The organism is Sphingomonas sp. AP4-R1 (genome assembly GCF_013113735.1).
Taxonomy (GTDB): Bacteria; Pseudomonadota; Alphaproteobacteria; order Sphingomonadales; family Sphingomonadaceae; genus Sphingomonas_I.
The window spans coordinates 1,511,451-1,536,132 of sequence record NZ_CP053346.1; the positions used below are offsets into that span (position 1 = coordinate 1,511,451).

The window sequence follows — 24,682 nt, forward strand, 5'->3', positions numbered from 1 at the left end:
GGTACGATAGTATGACAGGGCACCCGGCCACGCCGGATCGTGAGGGAGCGCAGCGGAGCGGAGTGCGGAGCCGCCTTCTCCTCGAATGGCTTTTCGTCTCGATCCTTGCGATCGGAACGGTGATGATGGCGGGGGCCGTCGGCCTGATCGCGCGCGGCGACAATCTGCTCTACGACAGTCTGGTCCGCTTCAGCCCGGCCAAACCCGATCCGCACGTGGCGATCGTGGCGATCGACGAGCCGAGCCTCGGCGCGATCGGCGTGTGGCCGTGGCCGCGCTCGGTCCATGCCGGGCTGATCCGCACCCTCTCCGCCGCGCGGCCGGCGGCGATCGGCTATGACGTGCTGTTCGTGGAGCCGCATCCCGACGATGTCGATCTGGCGGCGGCGATGCGCGCCAGCGGCAAGGTGACGCTGCCCATCGCCTTCGCGATCCCCGGCGCGAACGGCGCGCCGTTCGATCCCGAGAAGCCGGTGCCGCCGGTGGCCGCCGCCGTCCACGGCACGGCGCAGGCGGTCGTCACGTTCGACGAGGACGGGATCGTGCGGCGCGCGGGTCTGGTCGCGGGCGGAGGCGGGCAGCGCTGGCCGCACCTCGCCGAGGCGCTCTATCAGACCGCATTCGGCCACCCCTCGCCGGCCTTCCGCCGGCATGGCGCGGAGGCGCTGCCGGCGGGCCGGTTCACCGTGGCGGCGCCCGCTCTGGTGCGCTTCGGTGCGCTCGGCGGGCGCTTCCCCACCGTCTCGTTCCATTCCGTGCTGAACGGCGAGGTGCCGCCCGAATTCTTCCACAACAAGATCGTGCTGATCGGCAATACGGCGGCGGGATCGGGCGACCAATATCCGGTACCGGAGAGCGGCGGCACCTCGGCGATGCCGGGGGTGGAGATCCTCGGCAATGTCGTCGAGGGATTGATCCACGACGATCTGATCCATCCGGCCGGCACGTTCGCGGTGGGCGCCTATACGCTGCTGCCGCTCACGATCCTGCTCGTCGCGCTGCTGCGCCTGCCGCCGCGCGTGAACCTGATCATCGGCGTGAGCCTGATGGCGGGGATGCTGACGGCGAGCGCGCTGCTGCTGCGCTTCGCCAATTTCTGGCTGCCGCCGACGGGGGGGCTCGCGGCGCTGGCGGTGGTCTATCCGCTCTGGGCGTGGCGACGGCTGGCGGCGACCAGCGCCTTCATGTCGGGCGAGCTGAAGGAACTGGGCGAGGAGCCGGACGTGCTGCCGGGCGCGCCCCGACCCGAGCGCGATCCCTTCATGTTCGGCGATCCCGTGGCCGAGCAGACCGAATTGCTGGAGCGCGCGATCGAGCGCGTGCGCGACCTTCGCCAGTTCTTCTCAGACAGCCTGCAGAGCCTGCCCGATCCCACCCTGGTGCTGGATCGCGAGGGCACGATGCTCGTCGCCAACCAGGCGGCGCACGACCTGTTCGGCGAGGCGCTGGCGGACGGCGGGACGGCACCGACGATCGACGGGCTGCTGGCCGATCTGTCGCGCACGCCGATCGCGGCGGTGCCGCTGGCGCAGGCGGGCGAGCGCGAACTGGTGGCGCGCGACGGCAGCATCTTCATCGTCACGGTCGCCCCGCTTGCGTCGGCGCAGAGCGAACGCGTGGGCTGGATCGCGCGGCTGACCGACATCAGCGCGATCCGCCTCGCCACCCGCCAGCGCGAGGAGGCGCTGCAACTGCTGACGCACGACATGCGATCGCCGCAGGCCTCGATCCTCGCTTTGCTGGATCAGGGATTGGACGATCGCGAGGTGCGCGCGCGGATCGCGGCCTATGCGCGGCGGACGCTGGGGCTGGCGGATGCCTATGTGCAGCTCGCCCGTGCCGAATCCGCCGCTTATGCGGACGATCTGCTGGATTTCTCGACCCTGCTGATCGAGGCGGCCGACGACCAGTGGGCGCTGGCCAGCAAGAACGGCATCGACATCACGACCGAATATGACGGCCTCGAGCATCTGGTGCGCGGCGATCATGCGCTGCTGACGCGCGCGCTCGTCAACCTGATCAACAATGCGGTGAAGCACAGCCCGCCTTATGGCCGCGTCTTCTGCACGATCGCGCTGCCGCGCGGCGAGGAAGGGCGGCCGATGCTCGTCTGCCGGATCGAGGACGAAGGCGCCGGGATCGCACCCGAACTGATCAACAGCGTGTTCGAGCGCTTCCGCACCGCAGAGGATCGGAGCCATCGCAATCAGGGCGGCGCGGGGCTGGGGCTGGCCTTCGTGCAGACCGTGATCGAGCGGCATGGCGGCACGGTGGGTTGCGAGAACCGGCACGAGGGCGGCGCCTGCTTCTGGCTGCGCCTGCCGCTGGCGCTGGATGAGGACGAAGGCGAGATCTGACGTCGGAGATGGGGGAGAAAGCGCTCCCACTCTCCGTTGGTGCTGAGCTTGTCGAAGCACCGTCTTTCTTTTCCGCGGTCTTGAGAAAGAAGGACGGCCCTTCGACAGGCTCAGGGCAAACGGGTTTTGTTTTTGCTCAGTGGGTGGTGAAGCCCGCTTCGCCGGGCTCGGTGCGGGTGCCGCCTTCGCTTTCGACGCCGGTGGACCAGCCCAGTTCGGGAATGCCGATCGAGCGGCGGCCGCGGAAATCGGTGCGCGTGGCGATCACGCCCTGCGCCTCCAGATAGCCGACCAGACGCCGCACGCGGCCGAGCGACTGCGTGCCGTAGACGCGCGCCATATCGTCGATCGTGGGGCAGGGGGCGGATTCGCGCGCGGCGCGGGCGATCATCAGGAACAGGCCGAGCAGATCCTCGGGCAGGCGATCGCCCAGTGCGATCGCCTCGGCCCAGTCCGTCTCGGCCTCTGCCGTCGAGATTCCGGCGCGGCCGAGGGCGAGCGCGCGCGAGAAGGCCGTCATCGCCAGCGGCGGGCGGGCGGCGCCGCGCATCCGGCAGCGCAGCGCATAATCCTGATAGAGGGCCGCGCCGCCGCGCAGCATCGCATCCTCGTCCATCACCATTTCGGCGATCACCTCGTCCGAGATGGCGGCGAGCGCCTCGTCGTCCGGGCCCGCCGGTTCGGTGGGCGCCATGGCGGCGATGGCCATGGGACGCGGGCGGAACAGCATTTCCATCGGCACGGCGGGCGAGGAGGGCGGCGGCGCCTTGGCGACGGGCTCTTCCTCCAGCATGTCGAACAGCAAAGACTGGCGCTCCTCGCCGGTGCGCTCGGGAAGAGGGGCGAGGCCGGGGCTGCCGCCGCGCGTGCCGGTCTGCACCGGGCCGATGCGCACGAGATAGGGGCGGCGCGCGAGGGCTGGCCCGAGCGCGAGGAACTGGCCGCGCTCCAGATCGCGAATCTGTTCGGCCTGGCGGCGCTCCATGCCGAGCAGGTCGGCCGCGCGCGCCATGTCGATATCGAGGAAGGTGCGCCCCATCAGGAAGTTCGAGGCTTCGGCCGCGACATTCTTGGCGAGCTTGGCGAGGCGCTGGGTGGCGATGATGCCGGCGAGGCCGCGCTTGCGGCCGCGGCACATCAGGTTCGTCATCGCGGCGAGCGAAACGCGGCGCGCTTCCTCGCCCACCTCGCCGGCGGCGGCGGGGGCGAAGAGCTGGGCTTCGTCCACGACGACGATGGCGGGGAACCACTGGTCGCGCGGGGCATCGAACAGGCGATTGAGGAAGGCGCCGGCGCAGCGGAGCTGGGCGTCCACCTCCAGCCCTTCGAGATTGAGGATCACCGACACGCGATGCTCGCGCACGCGCGCGGCGATGCCGGCGATCTCACCCTCGCTATACTCAGCCGCATCGACGGCGAGATGATCGAAGCGGTCCGCGAGCGAGACGAAATCGCCCTCGGGATCGATGATCACCTGCTGCACCCAGGGCGCGCTCTCTTCCAGCAGACGGCGCAGCAGATGCGACTTTCCCGAACCCGAATTGCCCTGGACGAGCAGACGGGTGGCGAGCAGCTCTTCCAGATCGATCGGAGCGGAGCTTCCGGCCGGATCGGTGCCGAGATCGATGCGGACGGACATGGCCGATACTCTCTGCGGATCGGAGAGGCGGGCGCAAGGGCGCGAGTCAGGATGGGCGCGAAACATCCACAGTTTTTTGTGAGGGGCGCTGGCTTTCACCCCCGCCGTTCGTGCTGAGCTTGTCGAAGCACCGTTCTTTCCTTCCTCGCGTTAGAAGGACGGCCCTTCGACAAGCTCAGGGCAAACGGTGAAGGAGTGGCACTCAGATAAACATCGCATGCTCCGCGCGGAGGGCTTTCGCCAGCGCGTCCATATCCTCGGTCGTGCTGTAGAAGCCGGGGGTCACGCGGATCACCGGGCCCTTGTCCACGCCCGCGCGCCAGATGGTCAGCACCCTGTGCTTCTCGAACAGGGCCTTCTGCACGGCCTGCGCCTTCGCGTCCGTATCCATACCCTTCAGGCGGAAGCCGGTGATCGTCGCGTAGCGGGCGGGATCGTCGGGCACCATGATCTCGACAGTCCGGAGATCGCGCACCTGGTTCACCCAGCGATCGCGCAGCGCGCGCATATGCTTTTCCTTGGCGGCCGCGCCGACCGCGAAGTGGAAATCGACGGCGGTGGGGATCGAGAGAATCGCGGCGAAATCGATCGTGCCGGCGGGGACGCGCGCATTGATGTTGGCCGGATCGATGTGCGTGTTGCCATAAGCGATGTCGATGTCCGCGATGCGGCTCTTGCGGATGTACATCGCGCCCGTGCCGAGCGGGGCCGAGGTCCATTTGTGGACCGACCAGCCGACGAAATCGGCGCCGAGATCGTCGAGCTGGAAATCGATCAGGGCGATGCCGTGGGCGGCGTCCACGATCGTATCGACGCCGCGCGCGCGGGCCATCGCCACGATCTCCTTCACGGGCGTGACGAGGCCGGTGCGGTTCGAGACCTGCGTGACGAGCAGCAGCCTGGCCCTGGGCGTGCGCTTCAGCACATCCTCATAGGCGGCGAGGATGTTCGCGGTGGTGGCGGGCTCCGGCATGGCGAAGCGGACGACCTCCGCCTGCTTGTGCGTGCCGAGCCAATCCATCGCGCAGATGGTAGAATCGTAATCCAGATCGCAATGGATCACGCCGTCGCCGGGCTTCAGGCCCTTATAGTTGACGATCAGCATCTGCAGCGCATCCGATCCGCTGCGCGTGATCGCGATCTCCTCGGGCGCGCAGCCGACCTGCCGGGCGATGGCGGCGGTGGCGGCGCGGCTGTCATGTGCGAGCGTGTCGCCTTCCGGCAGGACGTTGCGCGCATAGATGGAATTGGCGCGGTTCACATGCTGCGTATGGCGCACGAAGGCGTCGGCCACGACGCGCGGCATCATGCTCCAATAGCCGGCCTCCAGATTGTGATAGCCGGGCTCGATATCGAAATGGCCAGGCAGATCGGCGATGGCGATGGAGTTGGGGGCGAGCGTTGGCTGGGGTGCCGGGGCCGAACCGGGCGCGGCGAGAACCCCCGAGGAGGCGAGCAGCGCCGGAGCTCCGATCGCGGTCGTGATCAACTGGCGGCGGCTGGGCGCGAAGGTCATCGGCGGCGGGCTCCCGTGGGCAGAGTGCCGCGCAATTTGCGGAACTCCCATGTCAATTGATAGAGAGGCCGCCCGCCAAAAGCAGAAAGATGACGGCGATGAACGAGGATGATGATTTCCCGCAGGCCGGCCGCACGCGGATGATCGTGCCGGCCCCGGTCGGGCGGGTCGGGACGAGCGTGGCAGATCCCGAACCGGAGATGTTCGGGATGATGGACGCGGACCACGTGTTCATGATGGGCGACAATCCGGCGCTGCCGCGTATGCCCGAGCGGCCGAAGCTGGTGGACTTCCTGCGCTTCCGCATGTCGGACATCGTGATCCGTCACCTGACGGTGAGCGCCAAGCGCGCGCTGGATGACGGGCAGGACGAGAAGATCGTGCTGGCCTGCCTGCTGCACGACATCTCCAACGGCTGCCTCATCCGCACCGATCATGGCTATTGGGGCGCGCAGATGATCGCGCCCTATGTCGATCCCGAAATCGCGTGGGCGGTGCAATATCATCAGGCGCTGCGCTATTATGCGGACGAGGCGGCGGGCTATGCCTATCCCGAAAGCTATGATCGCTTCTTCGGCCCCGATTATGTGCCGCCGGACTATATCCGCCGCGATGCCGAGCATGCGCGCGGGCATCGCTGGTACATGTCGGCGCGGCTGGTGACGCTCTACGACACCTATTTCTTCGACGACACGCCGCCCTTCGATCCGGAGATCTTCACCGACATCATCGGCCGCCATTTCCGCGAGCCCGAGGAAGGGCTGGGCTTCGATGGATCGACGACCGCGCATATGTGGCGATCGGTGATCTGGCCGAACAACTTCATCTGAGGGGCGCCGCCGCTCCCAAAGCGTGATCCTCTTTCGTAGGATCGTCTTTGCGACCCCGGCTCAGGCCGGGGTCGCAAAGACGAATGTTGTGGTCGAGGACGATCGACCTCAGTTCGCGGCCACCATCGGATCACCGCCGCCCGAGAGATCGCCCTGGCCGGAGGAGCCGATCGGCGCGCGCGCGAGATCGGCATTCTGGTCGAGATAATCGTGCAGGACGCGGCCGTAGGGCAGGGTCATGTCCGTGACGAGGTGGAGCCCGCCTTTGTGTTCCAGCACGGGCAGGTCGGCCATCGGGCAGTTGACCGAGGGGATCAGCTCCAGCTGCGCGCGGCCGGTCCAGGCGCCCTTCACGACGATGTCGGCGAAGTTGATGCCGACCAGCTGGGCGATCGCCGCCGACCCATCGATGTCGGGGATCAGCTTCAGCGTCACCTGCGTGCGCTTCAGCAGAGCTTCCAGCTCGGTCTTATCGGCGACGGCGTTGTGCTTGTAGACCATCGTGCCGCTGGCCGCGCGCTGGCCGGAATAGGTGAGCGTTCCGGTGAGCGTGTCGCTGGCCGTTTCCAGCTTCGCGATACCATATTTCATCGGATAGCCCCAGATTTCGCGACCGCCCGCGAGCGGCGGGCAATTGTCGACGTACATCTGGGTGAGGAACGTGCATTTCTCGCCGTCGAACGTGCAGGGGATCGCCTGCAGCGCGGCGGAGTAAGCGCCGAAGCCCTCGCCGTCGGGTAGATCGAGCCACTGGACGGAGACGGTGTCGCCATCGGGCTCCAGCGGCTCGGGCAGCATCTTGCGGATCAGCGCCGGATCGGTGCGGTAATAGATGACCAGATACTGGCGCTCGAAGAATTTGTACGGGCCCTCCGGATAGGTCGGGCTCTGCAGCGGCATCGAGCTGAGCTTCAGCACATCCTGCTTGTTCATGGCCTTGCCCCCCTCAGCCCTGAGCGTCTTTGATATAGTCGAACAGCACCCGGCCGTGCGGCAGAGTGAGATCGCCCACATAATGCTTTCCGCCGACGATGCGCTTGATCGGCAGATCGGCGACCGGCGCGTTGACGTGCGGGATGAGTTCCAGCCGCGCGGGGCCGACCCAGCTGCCCTTCACGGTGATATTCTCGAGATTGTAGGCCACGAGCTGGCAGATCTTGGGGCTGCCATCGACATCGGGGATGATCTTCAGGTTGCACGACGTCTTCGTCATGCCCTTGGCCATCGCCTCGATCCCGCCGGGGCTTTCCTTCCACTTGTAGGTCATGGTGCCCATCGCGACGAGCTGACCCGCATAATAGAGCGTGCCGGTGAGCGTATCGCTGTTCACGGTGAGCTTGGGCAGCGCATATTTCTTGGGGAAGCCCCAGATTTCGCGGCCCGCGCTGATCGGCGGCTCATCATCCAGATACATCTGGGCGGTGTAGTTGATCGGCTCCCCGTTGAACGTGCAGGGGATGACGATGCCGCTTTCGGTATAATCGCCGAAGCCCGAACTGTCGGGCATCAGGATCCACTCGTAGAGAACCAGATTTTCCTCGTTCGGCACCAGCGGCTCCGGCACGGCGGCGCGCAGCGCGACCGGGTCCGTCTCGTAGGTGATGATCAGATATTCGCGGTTGATGAACCGGTACGGCCCGAGCGGGTAGCTGGGCGCCGCGGCCGGCATGGACGGCAGCTTGAGGATTTCTTCAGGCGTCATCGGTCGGCAACCCCCCTGGCGCGAACGGATATGGAAAACCTGTTACAGGAAAGAGGATTTGATATCCGTCGAGGAGCGGACGCCGACGTCGGCGAAATGCTCGTCCAGCCACTTGCTGGCGCAGGCACGGCCCACGTCGCGGAGCTTCTGAAGGAATTTCCAGTCCGGGTTGAGCTTGCTCGTCACGCCCAGGCTGGTCATGAACGCCTCGTCCTGGATCGAATGGATCAGCATCCGGCGATGCTTGTCGTCGTCCAGCTGGCCGTCGTCGATCAGATGGCTGACGAAGGCGATCGCGCGCATCTCGCGCATCAGGCTGGAATTGAAGCTGATCTCGTTCAGGCGATTGAGGATGTCCTTCGCCGTCTTCGGAATCTCGTCGCGGTTGAGCGGATTGATGTGGACGATCACGACATCGTTCGTCTCGCTGCCGTAGATCAGCGGGAAGATGGCCGGATTGCCCATATAGCCGCCGTCCCAATAGCCTTCGCCATCGATCTCCACGGTCTGGAACATGAAGGGCAGGCAGCCCGAGGCCAGCACCTGATCCGGCCCGATCTCGTGATTTTCGAACATGCGGACCTTGCCGGTGCGGACGTTCGTGGCCGAGAGGAACAGTTTGATCGGGCAGCCTTCGCGCAGCACGTTGAAATCGACCGAGTCCTCCAGCACCTTGCGGAGCGGATTCACGTTCATCGGATTGAGTTCGTACGGCGACATGACCCGCGACAGCAGATCCATCATCAGGAAGACCGGGCTGTAGTCCAGGCTGTCATTGCCCAGCATCTTGTCGATCAGGGACGGCTGCAGCGGGCCCTTGGCGCCTTCGTCGCTGATCTTCTTCCAGAATTTGTGCAGTTCCTCGCGCGCGCCGTCCGCGCCGCCGATCGTGAGGCCGTAGCCCAGCACGGTGGCGTTCATCGCGCCCGCGCTGGTCGCGCTCACGGCATCGAAAGTGACGCGCCCATCCTCCAGCAGCCGATCGAGCACGCCCCAGGCGAAGGCGCCGTGCGCACCGCCGCCCTGCAGCGCGAGGTTGACCTTCTTGCTGTTCAGCCCTGGCTTGTATGGCGTTGAATTTGGCTTGGACTCCGGCGTCGCCCCCGGCTTCGGCATGGTCTGCGTCGCCATAATGTCCCCCCAACCACTGCCAAGGTATCCCCGACTTTACAGTGGTAGCCTGACGTACCGCACGCTAGATGAGACGGCAAGGTCGATTCCCCGGACCTATTCTGGTTCGGCGAAGCGATCCGAGGACAATTCCAAGCGGGGAAACTTCAGATGCTTAAGGGACTTAGCGCCGTCGTCACCGGATCGACTAGCGGGATTGGGCTCGGAATCGCGCATGTTCTTGCTTCCAAAGGCGTAAATCTTGTCATCAACGGCTTCGGGGATGCCGCCGCGATCGAGGCGGAGCGGGTGAACCTGGAAACCAAGCACGGCATCAAGGCCGTCTATAGCGGCGCCGACATCTCCAAGCCCGACGAGGTGAAGGCCATGGTCGATCTGTGCGTGAGCAGCTTCGGCAAGATCGACATCCTCGTGAACAATGCCGGCATCCAGTACACGGCCAATCTGGAGGATTTCCCGGCCGAGAAGTGGAACGCGATCATCGCGATCAACCTTTCGGGCGTGTTCTGGGGCATGCATGCGGCGCTTCCCTACATGAAGGAGAAGGGCTTCGGCCGCATCATCAACATCGGTTCGGTCCACGGCCTGATCGGCAGCACGCACAAGGCCGCCTATGTCGCCGCCAAGCATGGCGTGGTCGGCATGAGCAAGGTGGTCGCGCTGGAGACGGCGGGCACGGGCGTCACCTGCAACACGATCTGCCCCGGCTGGGTCCACACCCCGCTCGTTCAGAAGCAGATCGAGGACAATGCCGCGCGCGACGGCATCAGCGTGGAGCAGGCGACCGAGAATCTGCTGAGCGAGAAGCAGCCCTCCAAGCAGTTCGCCACGCCCGAGCAGATGGGTGAGCTGGCGGCGTTCCTGTGCACCGATGCGGCCGCGCAGATGACCGGCATCGCCATCCCGGTCGATGGCGGCTGGACGGCGCAGTAAGGCAATCGGGGCCGCTGCCGGAGGCGGGGGATCAGCGGGACGCAGCAAGACGCTGTTCCGCATGATCCGTCGCCCGCCGCAGCCCGCCTGTATCGGCCCTCGCACCGGGGGCCGATGACCCCTATCCACGAACAGTCGGAAGTGGCGTTGTCTCGGCAACGGCGCAAGAGGAAGGTGCCTCGATGCAGTTTCTGCTCCCCTCTCATCCTGTCCTCGGATCTCCGGCATGAGCACCCAGCGCCGCCCCACGAAGGCGCCCGCCGCCAAGCCGTGCGTCACCGGAACACCGTTCGAAAGCGTGGCGCTGCTGCTGCAGGGCGGCGGCGCGCTCGGTGCCTATCAGGCGGGCGTCTATGAGGCGCTGGCCGAGGACGGGATCGAACCCAGCTGGATCGCGGGCATTTCCATCGGCGCGGTCAACAGCGCGATCATCGCCGGCAATCCGCCCGAGGAGCGCGTCGCCAAGCTGCGCGCCTTCTGGGAGCTGGTCAGCACCAGCACGATCTCGTGGAGCGATCTGCTGCCCGATTTCCTGCGCGACGGCCCGGCACGCGGCATCGTCAATCAGCTGGCGGCGGCGGGCGTGATGGCGAAGGGCGTGAATGGCTTCTTCACGCCGCGCATGCCCCCGCCCTTCGCGCGATCGGACGGCGCGGACGGCGCGACCAGCTGGTACGGCACATCGGACCTGAAGACGACGCTGGAGCGGCTCGTCGATTTCGATCGCATCAACCATCCCGGCACGATGCGGTTCAGTGTGGGCGCGGTTGACGTCGAGACCGCCAATTTCGCGTATTTCGACAACGCCACCGACACGATCATCCCCGAGCATATCATGGCGAGCGGCGCGTTGCCGCCCGCGTTCGGCCCGGTGGAGATCGAGGGCAAATATTACTGGGACGGCGGGCTCGTTTCCAACACGCCGCTCAGCTGGGTGCTGTCGGCGCAGTCCAAGCTCGATACGCTGATTTTCCAGGTCGATCTGTGGAGCGCGGCGGGCGCGCTGCCGATCGATCTCGCGGGCGTGGCGACGCGGATCAAGGAGGTGCAATATTCCAGCCGCACCCGCCTCGCCACGCAGGAGTTCGCGGCGAAGCAGAAATTGCGCGCGGCCTATCGCGAGCTGATGAAGGACATGCCGCCCGAACTGGCGGCGACCCCGGCGGCCAAGCTGCTGGCGGAGGCATCCGACCCGGCCGTCTATAATATCGTCCAGCTGATCTATAAGTCGCCGAGCTACGAGAAGCAGTCCAAGGACTATGAGTTCTCGCGCTGGACGATGGAGGATCACTGGCGGATCGGCTACGAAAATGCCCGCGAGACCCTGTCCCACCCCGAGGTGCTGACCCCGCCGCCCGAATTGCCGGGACTGGCGGTGTACGACTTCATCAGCAAGCCGAAGTAGGGCGGAGCTGGTTCTGTCATCCTCCCTCTGGCGGGGGAGGGGGGCGCCGAAGCGACGCAGGGGAGGTCCGCGATCGGCCTGCTTCCTCCCCCTCCGTCAGGCCGGCGCCTGACACCTCCCCCTGGCGGGGAGGATGGGGCAGGGAATTAGGCTGTCTCTTCGCCTGATCCGGCATGCCCGCTGATCTGCCGGCCCGCATCCCTGGCGAAGCGCAGATTCCAGATCGTGGCGGACAAGGAGATCGCGGTGACGATCCAGAAGGCGGCGGAGAAATCGGCGATGGCGGGGCTGCTGTGGCCGCGCGCGAGCATCATTCCGTGCAGCGCCAGCGCGCCGATGCAGATGCCGAGCGACAGCATGAGTTGCTGTAGCGTGGAATAGAAAGCGGTCGCGCTGCTCATGTCGCTCTTGTCGACGCCGTCATAGGCGATCGTGTTGTAGGCGGTGAACTGGAACGACATGAAGAAGCCGGCGGCGATGAGCACCGTGAAGATCGCCCAGAGCGGCCAGCTCGGGCTGAACAGGCCGCACAGCGCATAGCAGGCGGTGGCGATCACGCCGTTGGCGATCAGCGCGCGGCGGAAGCCCAGGCGGCGCAGGATGCGCGGCGCGAACGCCTTCATCGCGAGCGATCCGATCGCGGTGGCGACCGTGATCGATCCGCTGCGGGCGGCCGAGAAGCCGAAGCCGATCTGCATCATCAGCGGCAGCAGGAAGGGTTGTGCGCCCTGCGTGATGCGCGTGATCGATCCGGCGATCACGGAGAGGCGGAACGTGTCGTCGCGCAGCAAGGTGAGATCGAGGATCGCATGTGCCCGCCCGCGCGCGTGGCGCACGTAGAGCAGGCCCGTGACCGCGCCGATGGCGACCAGCGCGATCGCGATGCGGCCTTCGCCCGGGCGGCTCAGCATCTCGAAACCGAACAGCAGGCAGCCGAGCGACACGCCGCTCAGCACGAAGCCCCTGCCGTCGAAGCGGGGAGGATCGGCCTCGCGGAAATTGGCGATGAAGCGGCCGACCAGCCAGAAGCCGAGCAGGCCCACCGGCAGATTGATGTAGAAGATCCAGCGCCAGTCCAGATAGGTGACGATGAAGCCGCCGAGCGGCGGGCCGAGGATCGGGCCGATCAGCGCGGGCACCAGGAGCCACGACATCGCATCGACCAGATCCTTCTTGGCGACGGAGCGCAGCAGCACGAGCCGACCGACCGGGATCATCATCGCGCCGCCCATTCCCTGCACGAAGCGGGCGACGACGATCATCGACAAGGTGGGGGCCTGTCCGCAGGCGAGGCTGCCGACCATGAACAACAGGATCGCCGCGCGGAAGATCACGCGCGATCCGAAGCGATCGGCCAGCACGCCGGAAGCGGGGATGAAGATGGCGAGCGCCAGCAGATAGGAGGTGAGCGCCACGCTCATCGTGGGGGCCGGCACGCCGAAATCGCGCGCCATCGTCGGCAGCGCGGTGGCGAGGACGGTCGCGTCCACGAATTCCATGAACAGCGCGCTCGCGATGATGAGCGCCACGATCCGATAATTCTGGCTGGAGGCGGGCGGCCCGATGTCGCTGGTGCGCGCGAGCGCGTCCGCTGCGGGCACGATGCCGTCCCGGACCTCGGCATTGACCGAGGCGAGGCCGCGCCGCCGTGGCCTCACTGCTGGTCGCTCCGGAGAACTGGCAGGGGCGGGGCGAGGGGGAGGGAAGGTGGAAACGACACTACGGCGCCCGAATGGGCTCCTCCGCCACCGACATCAAGGGCTTACCGGGCTCCTCGCCCGATCCGCCCGAAAAACGGGACTCGGGGCGGTGCCGCACGGGGCCGGCTTCACCCGGCCGGCCCCGTGCGGACATGACCGTTACTGGGTCGGCTGCAGCTTCGTGTTCAGCACCCAGCCGACATTGTCATTCTCGTCGGCCACTTCCCACCACAGGCCGTTCTTGTTTCCGGTGGGATAGACGATCGCGCCGGGCGGCAGCGTCCGGATCGTCGCGGCCGAGGCGACGGCCGTCTTGCGCATGGCGACCGGGGCCATGGCCGTGAAGGTCTTGGTCGGCGTCGCTTCCGCGGTGCCGGTGGCGCCGGGCTGGACGAGATTCAGATCGGTCACCATCTTCGAATAGGCCTGGATGAAGGCCAAAGTGACGATCTTGCCGATGTCCGTATTGTCATAGCCGCCGCCGACCGCGCCGATGCCGCCGCCGAAGAAGCCGGCGCCGCCGCCCGCGCCGAAGCTCAGGCTGTTCTTGACGGCATAGCCCTCCTCGGTCTGGATCGTCTCGGTGGTGCGGACATTGGTGAGCGAGAGGACGGTGTTCGCCTCCATCTTGCGGCTGCCGATGCCGCCGGCCAGCGCGCCGAACCGGCCGCCGATCAGGCCACCGATGCCGGCGCCCACCGCGCTGCTCGATGCATTGCGATTGGCGGCCTGCACTTCCGCGACCAGCACATAATCCGCCGCCTTGATCTGGCCGATCCCGACGTTCGCGCCGCGCTGATGGCCGAGATCGCCGCCGATGTTCCGCTCGATCTCGGCCGCGCGCAGGCCGGTGCCGCGATCGACGAGATTGAAGCAGCCGGAGCGCTGGATCAGCACCTTGAGCAGCTTGGAGGGCGGGGCCAGGCTGAACTGGGTCCAGCCCGACGGATCATCGCCGTCCGCCACGGACACGGTGCCGAGCTTGCGCGCGCAATGCGGAACGTCGTTCGCGGCGGCTTCCTGTTGCTTCTGGGCGCCGGACGGCTGGGCGGCCGGAACCGACACGGCCGGAATGAGAAGCACCGCAACCGAAGTCGCTACGACAAGCTTACGCACCACGCGATTCCCCCTTCGAATCTATGAAGTCCCTTTCGGAATCGATCGTCCGAAAGCCGAAGGCGGATAACAAGAGGGGGGCACCGTGCCAATGCGATTCTCAGTGAATTCGGGTCTCTATTATTTCAACGGATATCCGAACTTCTATCGACTCGATTTTGACTCGGAGAAGTATAGGTCCGATGTGGTCTTAATGATCGACGTTTCATTCTGTATTTGCGGATCGGGCCAAGGCGCGCGAGGGCCTGAACGGGAGGCGCGGGTATTGGCGATTTCCGGCGATCCAGGCCGGGAATATCCGGCAGCGGTGCAACCGCGGGAGCTTATGAGCCAGGGGCGATCGGGCGGGATCGCATCGGCCGGCAGTATGGTGAGCGCGTCGAGATACGGCGCGCACGCTGAATACTATCTATATTTCAAGGAATTACCGCTGGTGGAGCTGAGGGGAATCGAACCCCTGACCTCTGCAGTGCGATTGCAGCGCTCTCCCATCTGAGCTACAGCCCCGTCACCAGCGGTGCGCTCCCTTAGCGAGGCTGACCGGGCGATGCAACGCCGCTTTTCCTGGTAGTCGCTGCCCTTCGATCAGTTGATCGTGTGGATTCGCCGACGGCGCAACGCGGTGCCCAGCGTGCCGAAACCGAGCAGCATCAGTGTCCAGTTCTCCGGTTCGGGTATGATCGACGCCTCGACGGGTTCAAGACGAAGCGCACTGTTGCAGAAAGGGAAGCAGGAGCCGGCATTGTAGGCGCGCGCATATCCCGGCGTGTCCTCCGTTCCGATCATATCGGCCCGTGCCCGCGCATTGACGATATAGTCCAGTTCGAAAGTGTCGCCAACGCCGATCAGGCCCAGATCCAGGACGCCGCTGACGCTTCCGCTGCAGAGGTTGTAGCTGTTGGCATAGGTGGCGCAGGCGAGGCTGGTGGTGGTGTTGGTCATCGCCGCGTTGAACGATTGCGAGAAGGAAAAGCCCGGCCCGGTGTCCGTCGCGTCCGCACGGAAGAGCAAGGCGTCGTCGTAGATGCTGGTCCCGTTCAGGCGCGCAAAACCGTAGGCGAACAGGGCGGCATAGGCGTCTCCGCCCGTCGATCCCTGGACGTTCTGCGTATCGAGCCGAAGCTGCGCCAGGTCGAGATCCAGATAAGCGTGGACTGCGCTGGTGCCCGCGTTCAGATAACTGAACGTCACCCCGCCGCCGCCATCGCCCTGGATCGTGCCGATGCTACCGCCCGGCCCCTGATAGTTCAGGATCGTGGAATAGGCATAAGCAGTGCCATCCGTATAGGCGGAGCCGGTGACCAGCGCGCCGAAAGGATCGCCTGCACCAGGGTTGATGTTGACGGTGGCGGACGTTCCGCTCGCCATGCTCGGCGCGTGATCCTCCTGGACCAGGATCCCGTTTCGGAACAGGAAAACATCGGAATTGGTGGTAACCGACTGAGCTCCTGCCAACGCAGGAAGCATGAGCCCGGTCGTCGAACAGACAATCGCAAGAATAGCGGATCTGAACATATGGCCCCCGACTTCCCCGAATCAGTGGTTAACCAGAGGTTAACACGAATCTGGGAGGGGCTCCATCCCCGGCCGCAAGAAATACGGCCGGGGACGATCTGTTACAGCGTGCGTGCGCGTTCCTCGACCTCGAACGTTTCGAGGAAGTCGCCCGCCTTGATGTCGGTCGAGCCCTCGAACGTGACGCCGCATTCCAGGCCGGCGCGAACCTCGGCCACGTCGTCTTTGAAGCGACGCAGCGAGGCGATCTTGCCGTTGTAGACGATGACGTCGTCGCGGGTGAGGCGCGCGCGCAGGTCCTTCTTGATGAAGCCCTCGGTGACGAGCAGGCCCGCCGCCTTGCCGTGCTTGCCGGCGGAGAAGACTTCGCGGACTTCGGCGCGGCCGACGACCGTTTCGAAATATTCCGGACCGAGCTGGCCGGCCATGGCGGCGCGGATATCGTCCAGAAGATCGTAGATCACGTCATAATATTTGAGCGCGACCCCATCCCGCGTGGCGTTGTCGCGCGCCTTGGAATTGGCGCGGACGTTGAAGCCGATGATCGGAGCCTTCGACGCCGCCGCGAGCGACACGTCGCTCTCGGTGATGCCGCCGACGCCCGAATTCAGGATGCGGACCTGGATGAGATCGGTCGAGATCTTGTTGAGCGAGCTCACGATCGCCTCGACCGAACCCTGCGCATCGGCCTTCACGACCAGCGGGAACTGCTGGGCCTGCTGCTGGCGCAGCGCCGAGAACATCGATTCCAGGCTGGCGGGCGCGCTCGTCGTGCGCTTCTGCTGGATGACGCCCGCGCGATAGGCCGCGACCTCGCGCGCGCGCGCCTCATTCTCGACCACCGACAGCGGATCGGCCGACAGCGGCACGCCCGACAGGCCGAGAATCTCGACCGGCACGGACGGGCCGGCCTTCTTCACCTGCTTGCCCTTGTCGTCGATCAGGGCGCGCACCTTGCCGCTTTCCGCGCCGACGACGAAGACGTCGCCGGTCTTGAGCGTGCCGCGACGGACGAGCACCGTCGCGACCGGGCCGCGACCCTTGTCCAGCGTCGCCTCGATCACCACGCCTTCGGCGTCGCGATCGGGGTTGGCGGTCAGTTCGAGCAGCTCGGCCTGCAGCTGGATCTTCTCGATCAGCTGATCGAGGCCGGTCTTGGCGAGCGCCGACACTTCGACGTCCTGGGTGTCGCCACCCATTTCCTCGACCTGCACGTCATATTGCAGCAGCGCCTCGCGGACGCGCTGGGCGTTGCTGCCCGGCTTGTCCATCTTGTTGATCGCGACGATCATCGGCTTGTTCGCCGCCTTGATGTGCGCGATCGACTCGATCGTCTGCGGGCGCAGGCCGTCGTCGCCGGCGACGACGAGCACGACGATGTCGGTCACGTCAGCGCCGCGCGCGCGCATTTCGCTGAAGGCTTCGTGGCCGGGCGTATCGAGGAAGGTGATCTTCGATCCGTCCTTCTGCGTCACCTGATAGGCGCCGATATGCTGCGTGATGCCGCCCGCTTCGCCGGCGGCGACATCGGTGCCGCGCAGCGCATCGAGCAGGCTGGTCTTGCCGTGATCGACATGGCCCATGATCGTGACGACCGGCGGACGCGGCTGCAGCGTATCCGGGCTATCGACATCGGTTTCCGCCTGAATGTCGACATCGCTATCCGAGACGCGGCGGATGTTGTGGCCGAATTCGGACACGAGCAGTTCGGCCGTATCCTGATCGATCACCTGATTGGAGGTGACCGGCGTGCCCATCTTGAACAGCGCCTTCACCAGATCGGCGGTCCGCTCGGCCATACGATTGGCCAGTTCGGCCACCGTGATCGCTTCCGGCACGACGACGTCGCGAACCTGCTTGGCCTGCGGGCCGCCTGCCTGATGGGCGCGCTTTTCCTTCTCGCGGGCGCGCTTCAGCGCGGCGAGGCTGCGGGCGCGGCCCGACGACGTATCATCGTCCAGCGCCTTGGTGACGGTGAGCTTGCCGGCCTGACGACGATCGTCGCCGGGGCGGCCGCGCGTGACGGGGCGCGCAGGCTCCGGACGCTTCGGCGCGATCACGGGCGTGAAGCGACGCGGCGGCGGCATGGTCGACGTGGACGTCGATGCCGGAGCGGTGGATGCGGGGGCGGCCGAAGCCGGTGCCGCTGCCTGTCCTTCCGGAGCCGCCGCGACGGGGGCTGCGCCCTCGGCAGGGGCTGCGGCGGCGGGCTGTGCCGGAGCTTCCGCGGCGGGTGCCACGGGGGCGGCCGGAGCGGCCTCCGCTGCGGCGGCCTGCTCCTCGGCGGCGCGCGCCTTTTCCTCGGCGCGGCGCTTCTCTTCCTCGCCGGCCTCGATGCGCTCACGCTCCTCGCGGCGACGGGCTTCCTCCAGCGCGTTCATGCGCGCCTCGTCGGCCTCGCGCAGCAGGCGCTCCTGCTGTTCGCGACGCTCCAGCGGCGTCATCGGACGGGCGGCCGGGATCGGCGCCTGCGGGCGGGGCGGGGGCGGCGGTGCGACGGGCGCAGCCACCGGCTGCGGCTGCGGCGCCTGCACGGCCACGGGCTCCGGCGCGACCTCGACGGCGGCCTGCACCTCGGGCTCGGCCACCGGAGCGGGATCGCCCGGTTTGCGGAAAGTCCGTGCCTTCTTGACCTCGACGACGACCGTGTTCGATCGGCCGTGGCTGAAGCTCTGCTTGACCTTGCCCGTCTCGACCGTGCGGCGCACGCCCAGTGGCGCGCGCATTCCGAGCTTTGGCTTGTCGTTATCGCTCATCTGGTAACCCGAACCCTTCAAAAACCTGTCATGCACCCATTGCTGCCCTGCGAAGGATCGCAGGGGTCAGGGGCCGTCATCTCGTCCAATAAAGCCGCGCCACCGGCCTAGCGCATGAGAGACGCGCGCAGCAGCGGCTGGCGCGATCAAGGCGAGATGTACCACATTTTCCCGCCCCAGCGCCATCGACAATATGGCGCGTGTGGCCGGGATTACGAGTCCCTGCTCGCCACTCCCCTCCACGCCGAGCCCGACGCGCAGCGCCTGATCCAGCCGACGCGTGCCGTCGGCTGCGGCATCGCGCGCGTGGAGCAGCAGATCGACCGAGCCCTTGCGCGCGGCATCGACGATCTTCTCGCTGCCCGTGAGCAATGCGCCCGCGCGCGCCTCCAGCCCGAGCCGGTCGAGCGCGGCGCGTTCCAGCGCCTTCTCGATCTGGTCGGCCAGATCGGCGGGGACGGTGACGGAGGCCTTGAACGCGCGCGCCAGCGCCTTGGTGAGGCGGCCCTTGGCGATCGCCTGCTCCAGCGTCGCGCGATCCACGCCGATCCACGCGCCCCGGCCGGGCGCTCGGGCGCGGATATCGGGCGCGACGCTGCCATCGGGCGCGAGCGCGAGCCGGATCAGGTCCTCGCGCGCGGCCTTGCGGCCGGAGAGGATGCAGGTCCGCTCCGGATCGGATTTGGTGTGTTCGGGGGCCTCGGGCAGGTCGTCATCGGCCCCCCCGCTTGCGGGAGTGGGCGATATGACCATGTCGGGTTTCTGGTGCTTTTCGTTGGAGGCAGGATGCCCACCCCCAACCCCTCCCGCAGGCGGGAGGGGAGAAGAGGCTGGCGCTACCGAGCGGTTCTCATCGTGAGCCATTCGCGGGTGCGACCTCCTGTGTCGGGGCCGCAGCCGCGCGATCGGCCAGCAGGATGCCGGCCGCGCCATAATTTTCGGTCGAATGCTCGGCGATCACGATCTGCACCGCGCCAGCCGGCTTGCCCAGCCGCTCGACGAGCGACTGGGTGACGTCGGCGACGAGCGCCGCCTTCTGCTCGCGCGTGGCGGAGCCGGCCAGTTCGATGCGGACGAAAGGCATCAGGCCTCGCTTGCCTCCTCGGTGCTGTCCTCGGCGACCTCCTCGTCGCCGAACCAGCCGGCGGCCTGGCGCGCGGCCATGATGATCTCCTGGCCCTGCTCGTTCGACAGGCCATAACCCGCCAGCACGCCGCCCTTGTCGGGCTTGGGTGCGGGCGCGCCTTCCTTGCGGCGGCGCGGCTCGGCGCGCGGCTTCTCGATCAGTTCGTCGGTGGAGAGATCGCCCACGTCGTCCAGCGTCTTGATGCCGGCCTTGCCGAGCGTGACCAGCATCGCCTCGGTGATGTAGGGGAGCTGGCCCACCGCATCCTCGACGCCCAGCGCCTGGCGCGCCTCGCGATGCGAAGCCTCCTGACGCTCGATCGCCTCGACCGCGCGATTCTGCAGCTCGCCGCCGATCTCCTCGTCCAGACCCTCGATCTGGGCGAGTTCCTCGACCTCGACGTACGCCACTTCCTCAAGGCTGGAGAAGCCTTCGGCCACCAGCAGCTGCGCCAGCGTCTCGTCCACGTCCAGCTCCTGCTGGAACAGTTCGGAGCGCTCGACGAACTCCTTCTGGCGCTTCTCGGACGCGTCGGCCTCGGTCAGGATGTCGATCGCCTTGCCGGTCAGCTGGCTGGCGAGGCGCACATTCTGGCCGCGGCGGCCGATCGCGAGCGACAGCTGATCGTCGGGCACGACGACCTCGATCCGCTCCTCTTCCTCGTCGATCATCACGCGCGCGACCTGGGCCGGCTGCAGCGCGTTGACGACGAAGGTGGCATTGTCGGGCGACCAGGGGATGATGTCGATCTTCTCGCCCTGCAGCTCCTGCACGACGGCCTGTACGCGGCTGCCCTTCATGCCGACGCAGGCGCCGACCGGATCGATGCTGGAATCGCGGCTGATCACGCCGATCTTGGCGCGCGAACCCGGATCGCGGGCGGCGGCCTTGATCTCGATGATGCCGTCGTAGATTTCGGGCACTTCCTGCGCGAACAGCTTCTTCATGAAATCGGGGTGCGCGCGGCTCAGGAAGATCTGGGGGCCGCGATTTTCGCGCACGACCTTCAGGATGACGGCGCGGACGCGATCGTCCTTGCGGAGCACTTCGCGCGGGATCTGCTGGTCGCGGCGGATCACGCCCTCGGCGCGGCCGAGATTGACGACGACATGGCCGAACTCGACCGACTTCACCGTGCCGACGATGATCTCGCCCGCGCGATCCTTGAACTCGTCATACTGGCGCTCGCGCTCGGCATCGCGGACCTTCTGGAAGATCACCTGCTTGGCGGCCTGCGCCGCGATGCGGCCGAATTCGATCGGGGGCAGCGGATCGACGATGAAGTCGCCGACGGCGGCGCCCTTCTGCAGCTTCTGCGCGTCGCCGACCGAGACCTGCTTGAAATAATCCTCGACCTGCTCGACCACCTCGACGACGCGCCACAGGCGCAGATCACCGACATTGGTGTCGATCTTGGCGCGAATGTCGTTTTCCGCGCCATAGCGCGACTTGGCGGCGCGCTGGATCGCGTCCTCCATCGCCTCGATCACGATCGCGCGATCGATCAGCTTCTCGCGCGCGACCGAGTCGGCGATGGCGAGCAGCTCAGCCTTGTTGGCGGAAACGGCTGAAGTGGCCATTTTGCTGTTACCCTTCCTGTGAGATCGTATCCGCGCCCTCGGTGGAGAGCGGCGCGGTGGCCTTGATGAGAGCGTCGGTCAGAAGCAGCTTGGCGCTGGCGATCTGCCCGAACGGGATGGAGACTTCGCCGACCCGCTCGGCATAGATGAGGACGGTGTCGCCCTCGATGCCGGAGAGGGTGGCGTCGAATTGCTTGCGGCCTTCCAGCGGCTCCGCCAGGCGGATGCGCGCCTCATAGCCCTGCCAGTCGGTATAGTCCTTCAGCCGCGTGAGCGGGCGATCGATCCCGGGGGAGGAGACTTCCAGCCGGTACGCCTCCTCGATCGGGTCCGCCTCGTCCAGCACCTCCGAGATGCGGCGCGAGAGGGCCTCGCAATCGGTCAGGTCCAGCTGGCGCGTGTCCGGTCGCTCGGCCATCACCTGCAGCGTCGGATCGGATTTGCCGCCGAACATCGCGACGCGCACGAGATCGAAGCCCAGGGCCTTGGCCTCCGGCTCGATCAGCTTGGCGATCACGCTAATATCGGTCATGTCTTCTCGTCGACGAATGGATGCACCGGCCCGTGCCGGAGCCCTGGGGGCACCGGCCTCGCCAGAGTTTCCAATGTCGAGGGGACATCCGCCATATAGACCTGCTAGGCTTTCCCGGCAAGCGGCTCCCAACCATGAGAAGGACGATCATGCGTTTTCACACTTCGGCCGGCCTGATTGCGCTCGCCATCGCGGCGCCCGCCTGCGCTCAGGTCAATTCCGGCGCCACCAAGCCGAGCGCGACCCCGCCTTTCGTCGTGACCGAGGTCACGAAGCTGCGCATGCCCTGGAAGATCGCCTTCCTGCCCGACGGCCGGATGCTGATCACCGAGAAGCCGGGCGGCCTGTGGATCGTCAAGCAGACCGGCGAAAAGACCGAAGTGACGGGCACGCCGCCCGTATTCTTCAAGGGGCAGGCGGGCATGCTCGGCGTGTTCGTCTCGCCGCATTATGCGCAGGATCACTTCATCTACCTGACCTATTCGGAGCCGGGTGACGGCGGCGCGAGCCTGGCGGTGGCGCGTGCCCATATCGCCGAGTCGGCCGGCACGGCGAAGATCGAAGGGCTGCAGGTGATCTGGCGCGAACTGCCCAAGGGCGACGGCGGCCAATATGGCGGCGTGATCGCCTTCGCGCCCGACGGGCGGAGCATGTTCCTGACGGTCGGCGAGCGGATGCGCTTCACGCCCGCGCAGGATCCGGACAGCCCGCTCGGCAAGATCCTCCACCTGACGCTCGACGGGAAGCCGGCCCCCGGCAATCCTGGCGAGGGCAAGACGGGTGCGGCCTCGGTCGCGTTCATGGCGCCCCCCGGCGATACCGAGGAGGCGAAGACCGCGCCGACCAAGATGGTGCCGGTGAAGGGCCCCAATCTGGCACCCGCCGAAATCTGGGCGAGCGGCATCCGTACGCCCTACGGCCTCGCCTTCGACAAGGCCGGCAAGCTCTGGGAAGTGGAGCATGGCCCGCGCGGCGGCGACGAGCTGAACCTGATCGAGAAGGGCAAGAATTACGGCTGGCCGCTCGTCTCCTACGGCATGAACTATAATGGCGTGCCGATCCCGAGTCCGGATACGCGCCCCGATCTGGCGAAGCCGGTCGTCTATTGGGTGCCCGTGATCGGGCCGGGTGGGCTGAGCTTCTATGACGGCAAGGCCTTCCCGGAATGGGCCGGCTCGGCGTTCATCGGCGGGATGCCCACCAAGTCGCTCGTCCGCGTCACCTTCGACGGACAAGGCGGCGCCAAGGAAGCCGAGCGCTGGGACATGGGCAAGCGCATCCGCGACGTGGCGGTGGCTCCGGACGGCGCCCTGTGGCTGCTGGAGGATGCCTATCCCGGCTCGGTCCTGAAGCTGACGCCGAAGAAGTAGGGTCGGCTTTAGCGAGCTATCTCGAACCGTTCGTGCTGAGCCTGTCGAAGCACCGTCCTTCTTCTCTCCCGGGTGGTGGAGAAGAAGAACGGCACTTCGGCAGGCTCAGTGTGAACGGAAGACGCGAATATCCTTGAACGCGAGAACGTAGCGGCCGTGCTCCTGCGAACGCAGGAGCCCAGAGTTACGAGGGGTGCGCGTGAAGCCCCGGGCTCCTGCGTCCGCAGGAGCACGATGAAAGAGGTAGCTGGAAAACCGCGTAACAGCGCGGGCAGCGTTCCTCAGTCCACATCCTCCACGTCCACCGTCTCGCCCGTCACGCGCTGCGACAAAGCTGCGGCCATGAACTTGTCGAGGTCGCCGTCCAGCACGTCGGAGGGGGCGGTGGAGGTGGCGCCGGTGCGGAGATCCTTCACCAGCTGATAGGGCTGCAGCACGTAGCTGCGGATCTGGTGGCCCCAGCCGATGTCGGTCTTGGTCGCGTTCTCGGCATTGGCCGCCTGCTCGCGGATCGCCAGCTCGCGCTCGTAGAGCCGCGCACGGAGCTGGTTATAGGCCTCGGCCTTGTTCTTGTGCTGCGAACGCTGGTTCTGACACTGCACGACGATGCCGGTCGGGATGTGCGTGATGCGGACGGCCGAATCGGTCGTGTTGATGTGCTGGCCGCCGGCGCCCGAGGCGCGATAGGTGTCGATGCGCAGGTCGCTCTCGTTGTAGCTGACCTCGATATTGTCGTCGATTTCGGGATAGACCCAGACGCTGGCGAAGCTGGTGTGGCGGCGCGCGGCGCTGTCATAGGGGCTGATGCGGACCAGGCGATGCACGCCGCTCTCGGTCTTCGCATAGCCATAGGCATTTTCGCCCTTCAGCAGCAAGGTGGCGGACTTGATGCCGGCCTGCTCGCCCGAATGATGGTCGATCAGCTCCACCTTCATGCCGCGCCGTTCGGCCCAGCGCGTGTACATGCGCTGGAGCATCCCGGCCCAATCCTGGCTTTCGGTGCCGCCCGCGCCCGCATTCACCTCGACATAGGTGTTGTTGGCGTCGGCCTCGCCGGCGAGGAGCGCCTTGATCTTGTCGGTTTCCGCGCGCTCGGCCAGCGCCGCGAGGCTGGCGACGCCTTCATCGACCAGCGACTCGTCGCCCTCGGCCTCCGCCATCTCCATCAGCTCGATCGTGTCATCCCGCTCGCGCCCGATCATGTTGACCGCGGTGATCGATTCGTCGAGGCGGCGGCGCTCCTGCATCACGGACTGCGCCTGCTTGGGATCGTCCCAGAGCTTGGGATCCTCGACGCGATTGTTCAGCTCGTCGAGCCGGCGCACGGCGCGGTCCCAGTCGAGGAAGCGGCGGACCAGCGCCATCGCGGCGTCGATCTGATCGATATGGGCTTGCGCTTCGGCGCGCATGATCTTCGGTCCTTACAAAATCTGCCCGCTCGCTTCGAGCGGAGGTTCGAGCTTGTCGAGAACCG

The 24,682-nt window shown here is 66.5% G+C and carries 19 protein-coding genes and 1 tRNA gene; 5 read left to right on the forward strand and 15 right to left on the reverse strand.

Annotated features, from left to right (window positions below):
• The first annotated feature begins 62 nt into the window (after positions 1–62).
• Positions 63–2,357, forward strand: coding sequence for a CHASE2 domain-containing protein (locus HL653_RS07400; protein ID WP_171743953.1), 2,295 nt, complete (start codon positions 63–65; stop codon positions 2,355–2,357).
• Positions 2,358–2,493: 136 nt separating this feature from the next.
• Here HL653_RS07400 and HL653_RS07405 read toward each other — a convergent pair whose 3' ends face one another.
• Positions 2,494–3,996 carry an ATP-binding protein gene (locus HL653_RS07405; RefSeq protein ID WP_171743954.1) on the reverse strand — a complete coding sequence of 501 codons (1,503 nt, stop codon included), beginning with the start codon at positions 3,994–3,996 and terminating at the stop codon, positions 2,494–2,496.
• Positions 3,997–4,198: 202 nt separating this feature from the next.
• Complete coding sequence (locus HL653_RS07410; protein WP_171743955.1) at positions 4,199–5,512, reverse strand: aminotransferase class V-fold PLP-dependent enzyme; 1,314 nt, start codon at positions 5,510–5,512, stop codon at positions 4,199–4,201.
• A gap of 98 nt (positions 5,513–5,610) precedes the next feature.
• Between HL653_RS07410 and HL653_RS07415 the strand changes: the two genes are divergently transcribed.
• Entirely contained in the window at positions 5,611–6,342 is a 732-nt protein-coding gene (locus tag HL653_RS07415; RefSeq protein WP_171743956.1) for a hypothetical protein, read from the forward strand.
• 108 nt (positions 6,343–6,450) lie between these two features.
• On the opposite strand, the gene HL653_RS07420 is transcribed toward HL653_RS07415, so the two are convergent.
• Genes HL653_RS07420 through HL653_RS07430 form a run of 3 tightly spaced genes read right to left on the reverse strand, consistent with a single transcriptional unit; the run spans position 6,451 to position 9,175 of the window.
• Complete coding sequence (locus HL653_RS07420) at positions 6,451–7,275, reverse strand: acetoacetate decarboxylase (RefSeq protein WP_171743957.1); 825 nt, start codon at positions 7,273–7,275, stop codon at positions 6,451–6,453.
• A 13-nt stretch (positions 7,276–7,288) separates the two neighbouring features.
• Complete coding sequence (locus HL653_RS07425) at positions 7,289–8,044, reverse strand: acetoacetate decarboxylase (protein WP_171743958.1); 756 nt, start codon at positions 8,042–8,044, stop codon at positions 7,289–7,291.
• Positions 8,045–8,086: 42 nt separating this feature from the next.
• The gene (locus HL653_RS07430; RefSeq protein WP_253717682.1) at positions 8,087–9,175 is read right to left on the reverse strand and encodes a patatin-like phospholipase family protein; all 1,089 of its coding nucleotides are present in this window, start codon (positions 9,173–9,175) and stop codon (positions 8,087–8,089) included.
• Positions 9,176–9,325: 150 nt separating this feature from the next.
• Between HL653_RS07430 and HL653_RS07435 the strand changes: the two genes are divergently transcribed.
• A complete protein-coding gene (locus HL653_RS07435; protein WP_171743959.1) occupies positions 9,326–10,108 on the forward strand; it encodes a 3-hydroxybutyrate dehydrogenase in 783 nt (260 codons plus the stop codon).
• Between the two features lie 226 nt (positions 10,109–10,334).
• Entirely contained in the window at positions 10,335–11,513 is a 1,179-nt protein-coding gene (locus HL653_RS07440; RefSeq protein ID WP_171743960.1) for a patatin-like phospholipase family protein, read from the forward strand.
• Positions 11,514–11,659: 146 nt separating this feature from the next.
• Here HL653_RS07440 and HL653_RS07445 read toward each other — a convergent pair whose 3' ends face one another.
• From HL653_RS07445 to rimP, 9 genes are all read right to left on the reverse strand, one after another.
• Entirely contained in the window at positions 11,660–13,171 is a 1,512-nt protein-coding gene (locus tag HL653_RS07445; RefSeq protein ID WP_171743961.1) for an MDR family MFS transporter, read from the reverse strand.
• A 201-nt stretch (positions 13,172–13,372) separates the two neighbouring features.
• Entirely contained in the window at positions 13,373–14,332 is a 960-nt protein-coding gene (locus tag HL653_RS07450) for a CsgG/HfaB family protein (RefSeq protein ID WP_171743962.1), read from the reverse strand.
• 428 nt (positions 14,333–14,760) lie between these two features.
• A tRNA-Ala gene (locus tag HL653_RS07455) sits at positions 14,761–14,836 on the reverse strand.
• Positions 14,837–14,914: 78 nt separating this feature from the next.
• Positions 14,915–15,697: a PEPxxWA-CTERM sorting domain-containing protein gene (locus HL653_RS24130; RefSeq protein ID WP_253717685.1), complete on the reverse strand. Its 783-nt coding sequence runs from the start codon at positions 15,695–15,697 to the stop codon at positions 14,915–14,917.
• A 248-nt stretch (positions 15,698–15,945) separates the two neighbouring features.
• The gene (gene infB / locus HL653_RS07465; protein ID WP_171743963.1) at positions 15,946–18,600 is read right to left on the reverse strand and encodes a translation initiation factor IF-2; all 2,655 of its coding nucleotides are present in this window, start codon (positions 18,598–18,600) and stop codon (positions 15,946–15,948) included.
• A 66-nt stretch (positions 18,601–18,666) separates the two neighbouring features.
• On the reverse strand, positions 18,667–19,353 hold the full coding sequence (locus HL653_RS07470) for an RNA-binding protein (RefSeq protein ID WP_171743964.1): 687 nt from the start codon (positions 19,351–19,353) through the stop codon (positions 18,667–18,669).
• Between the two features lie 97 nt (positions 19,354–19,450).
• A complete protein-coding gene (locus tag HL653_RS07475; protein ID WP_171743965.1) occupies positions 19,451–19,684 on the reverse strand; it encodes a 4-oxalocrotonate tautomerase family protein in 234 nt (77 codons plus the stop codon).
• Entirely contained in the window at positions 19,684–21,306 is a 1,623-nt protein-coding gene (gene nusA, locus HL653_RS07480) for a transcription termination factor NusA (protein ID WP_171743966.1), read from the reverse strand. The genes HL653_RS07475 and nusA overlap by 1 nt, the downstream gene beginning before the upstream one ends.
• Before the next feature lie 7 nt (positions 21,307–21,313).
• A complete protein-coding gene (gene rimP, locus HL653_RS07485; protein ID WP_171743967.1) occupies positions 21,314–21,838 on the reverse strand; it encodes a ribosome maturation protein RimP in 525 nt (174 codons plus the stop codon).
• 149 nt (positions 21,839–21,987) lie between these two features.
• On the opposite strand from rimP, the gene HL653_RS07490 reads away from it, so the two are divergent.
• Positions 21,988–23,208: a PQQ-dependent sugar dehydrogenase gene (locus HL653_RS07490; RefSeq protein ID WP_171743968.1), complete on the forward strand. Its 1,221-nt coding sequence runs from the start codon at positions 21,988–21,990 to the stop codon at positions 23,206–23,208.
• Positions 23,209–23,489: 281 nt separating this feature from the next.
• Here HL653_RS07490 and prfB read toward each other — a convergent pair whose 3' ends face one another.
• Entirely contained in the window at positions 23,490–24,617 is a 1,128-nt protein-coding gene (gene prfB, locus HL653_RS07495; protein ID WP_171743969.1) for a peptide chain release factor 2, read from the reverse strand.
• Positions 24,618–24,682: the final 65 nt, after the last annotated feature.

Bases quoted from the DNA above. Each gene is read 5' to 3' on its own strand.
- rimP (WP_171743967.1), bottom strand. From the start codon at position 21,838: ATGACCGATATTAGCGTGATCGCCAAGCTGATCGAGCCGGAGGCCAAG.
- HL653_RS07475 (WP_171743965.1), bottom strand. From the start codon at position 19,684: ATGCCTTTCGTCCGCATCGAACTGGCCGGCTCCGCCACGCGCGAGCAG.
- HL653_RS07420 (WP_171743957.1), bottom strand. From the start codon at position 7,275: ATGAACAAGCAGGATGTGCTGAAGCTCAGCTCGATGCCGCTGCAGAGC.
- HL653_RS07410 (WP_171743955.1), bottom strand. From the start codon at position 5,512: ATGACCTTCGCGCCCAGCCGCCGCCAGTTGATCACGACCGCGATCGGA.
- HL653_RS07430 (WP_253717682.1), bottom strand. From the start codon at position 9,175: ATGGCGACGCAGACCATGCCGAAGCCGGGGGCGACGCCGGAGTCCAAG.
- HL653_RS07490 (WP_171743968.1), top strand. From the start codon at position 21,988: ATGCGTTTTCACACTTCGGCCGGCCTGATTGCGCTCGCCATCGCGGCG.
- infB (WP_171743963.1), bottom strand. From the start codon at position 18,600: ATGAGCGATAACGACAAGCCAAAGCTCGGAATGCGCGCGCCACTGGGC.
- HL653_RS07470 (WP_171743964.1), bottom strand. From the start codon at position 19,353: ATGGTCATATCGCCCACTCCCGCAAGCGGGGGGGCCGATGACGACCTG.
- HL653_RS07425 (WP_171743958.1), bottom strand. From the start codon at position 8,044: ATGACGCCTGAAGAAATCCTCAAGCTGCCGTCCATGCCGGCCGCGGCG.
- HL653_RS07440 (WP_171743960.1), top strand. From the start codon at position 10,335: ATGAGCACCCAGCGCCGCCCCACGAAGGCGCCCGCCGCCAAGCCGTGC.
- HL653_RS07435 (WP_171743959.1), top strand. From the start codon at position 9,326: ATGCTTAAGGGACTTAGCGCCGTCGTCACCGGATCGACTAGCGGGATT.
- HL653_RS24130 (WP_253717685.1), bottom strand. From the start codon at position 15,697: ATGGCGAGCGGAACGTCCGCCACCGTCAACATCAACCCTGGTGCAGGC.
- prfB (WP_171743969.1), bottom strand. From the start codon at position 24,617: ATGCGCGCCGAAGCGCAAGCCCATATCGATCAGATCGACGCCGCGATG.
- nusA (WP_171743966.1), bottom strand. From the start codon at position 21,306: ATGGCCACTTCAGCCGTTTCCGCCAACAAGGCTGAGCTGCTCGCCATC.
- HL653_RS07415 (WP_171743956.1), top strand. From the start codon at position 5,611: ATGAACGAGGATGATGATTTCCCGCAGGCCGGCCGCACGCGGATGATC.
- HL653_RS07405 (WP_171743954.1), bottom strand. From the start codon at position 3,996: ATGTCCGTCCGCATCGATCTCGGCACCGATCCGGCCGGAAGCTCCGCT.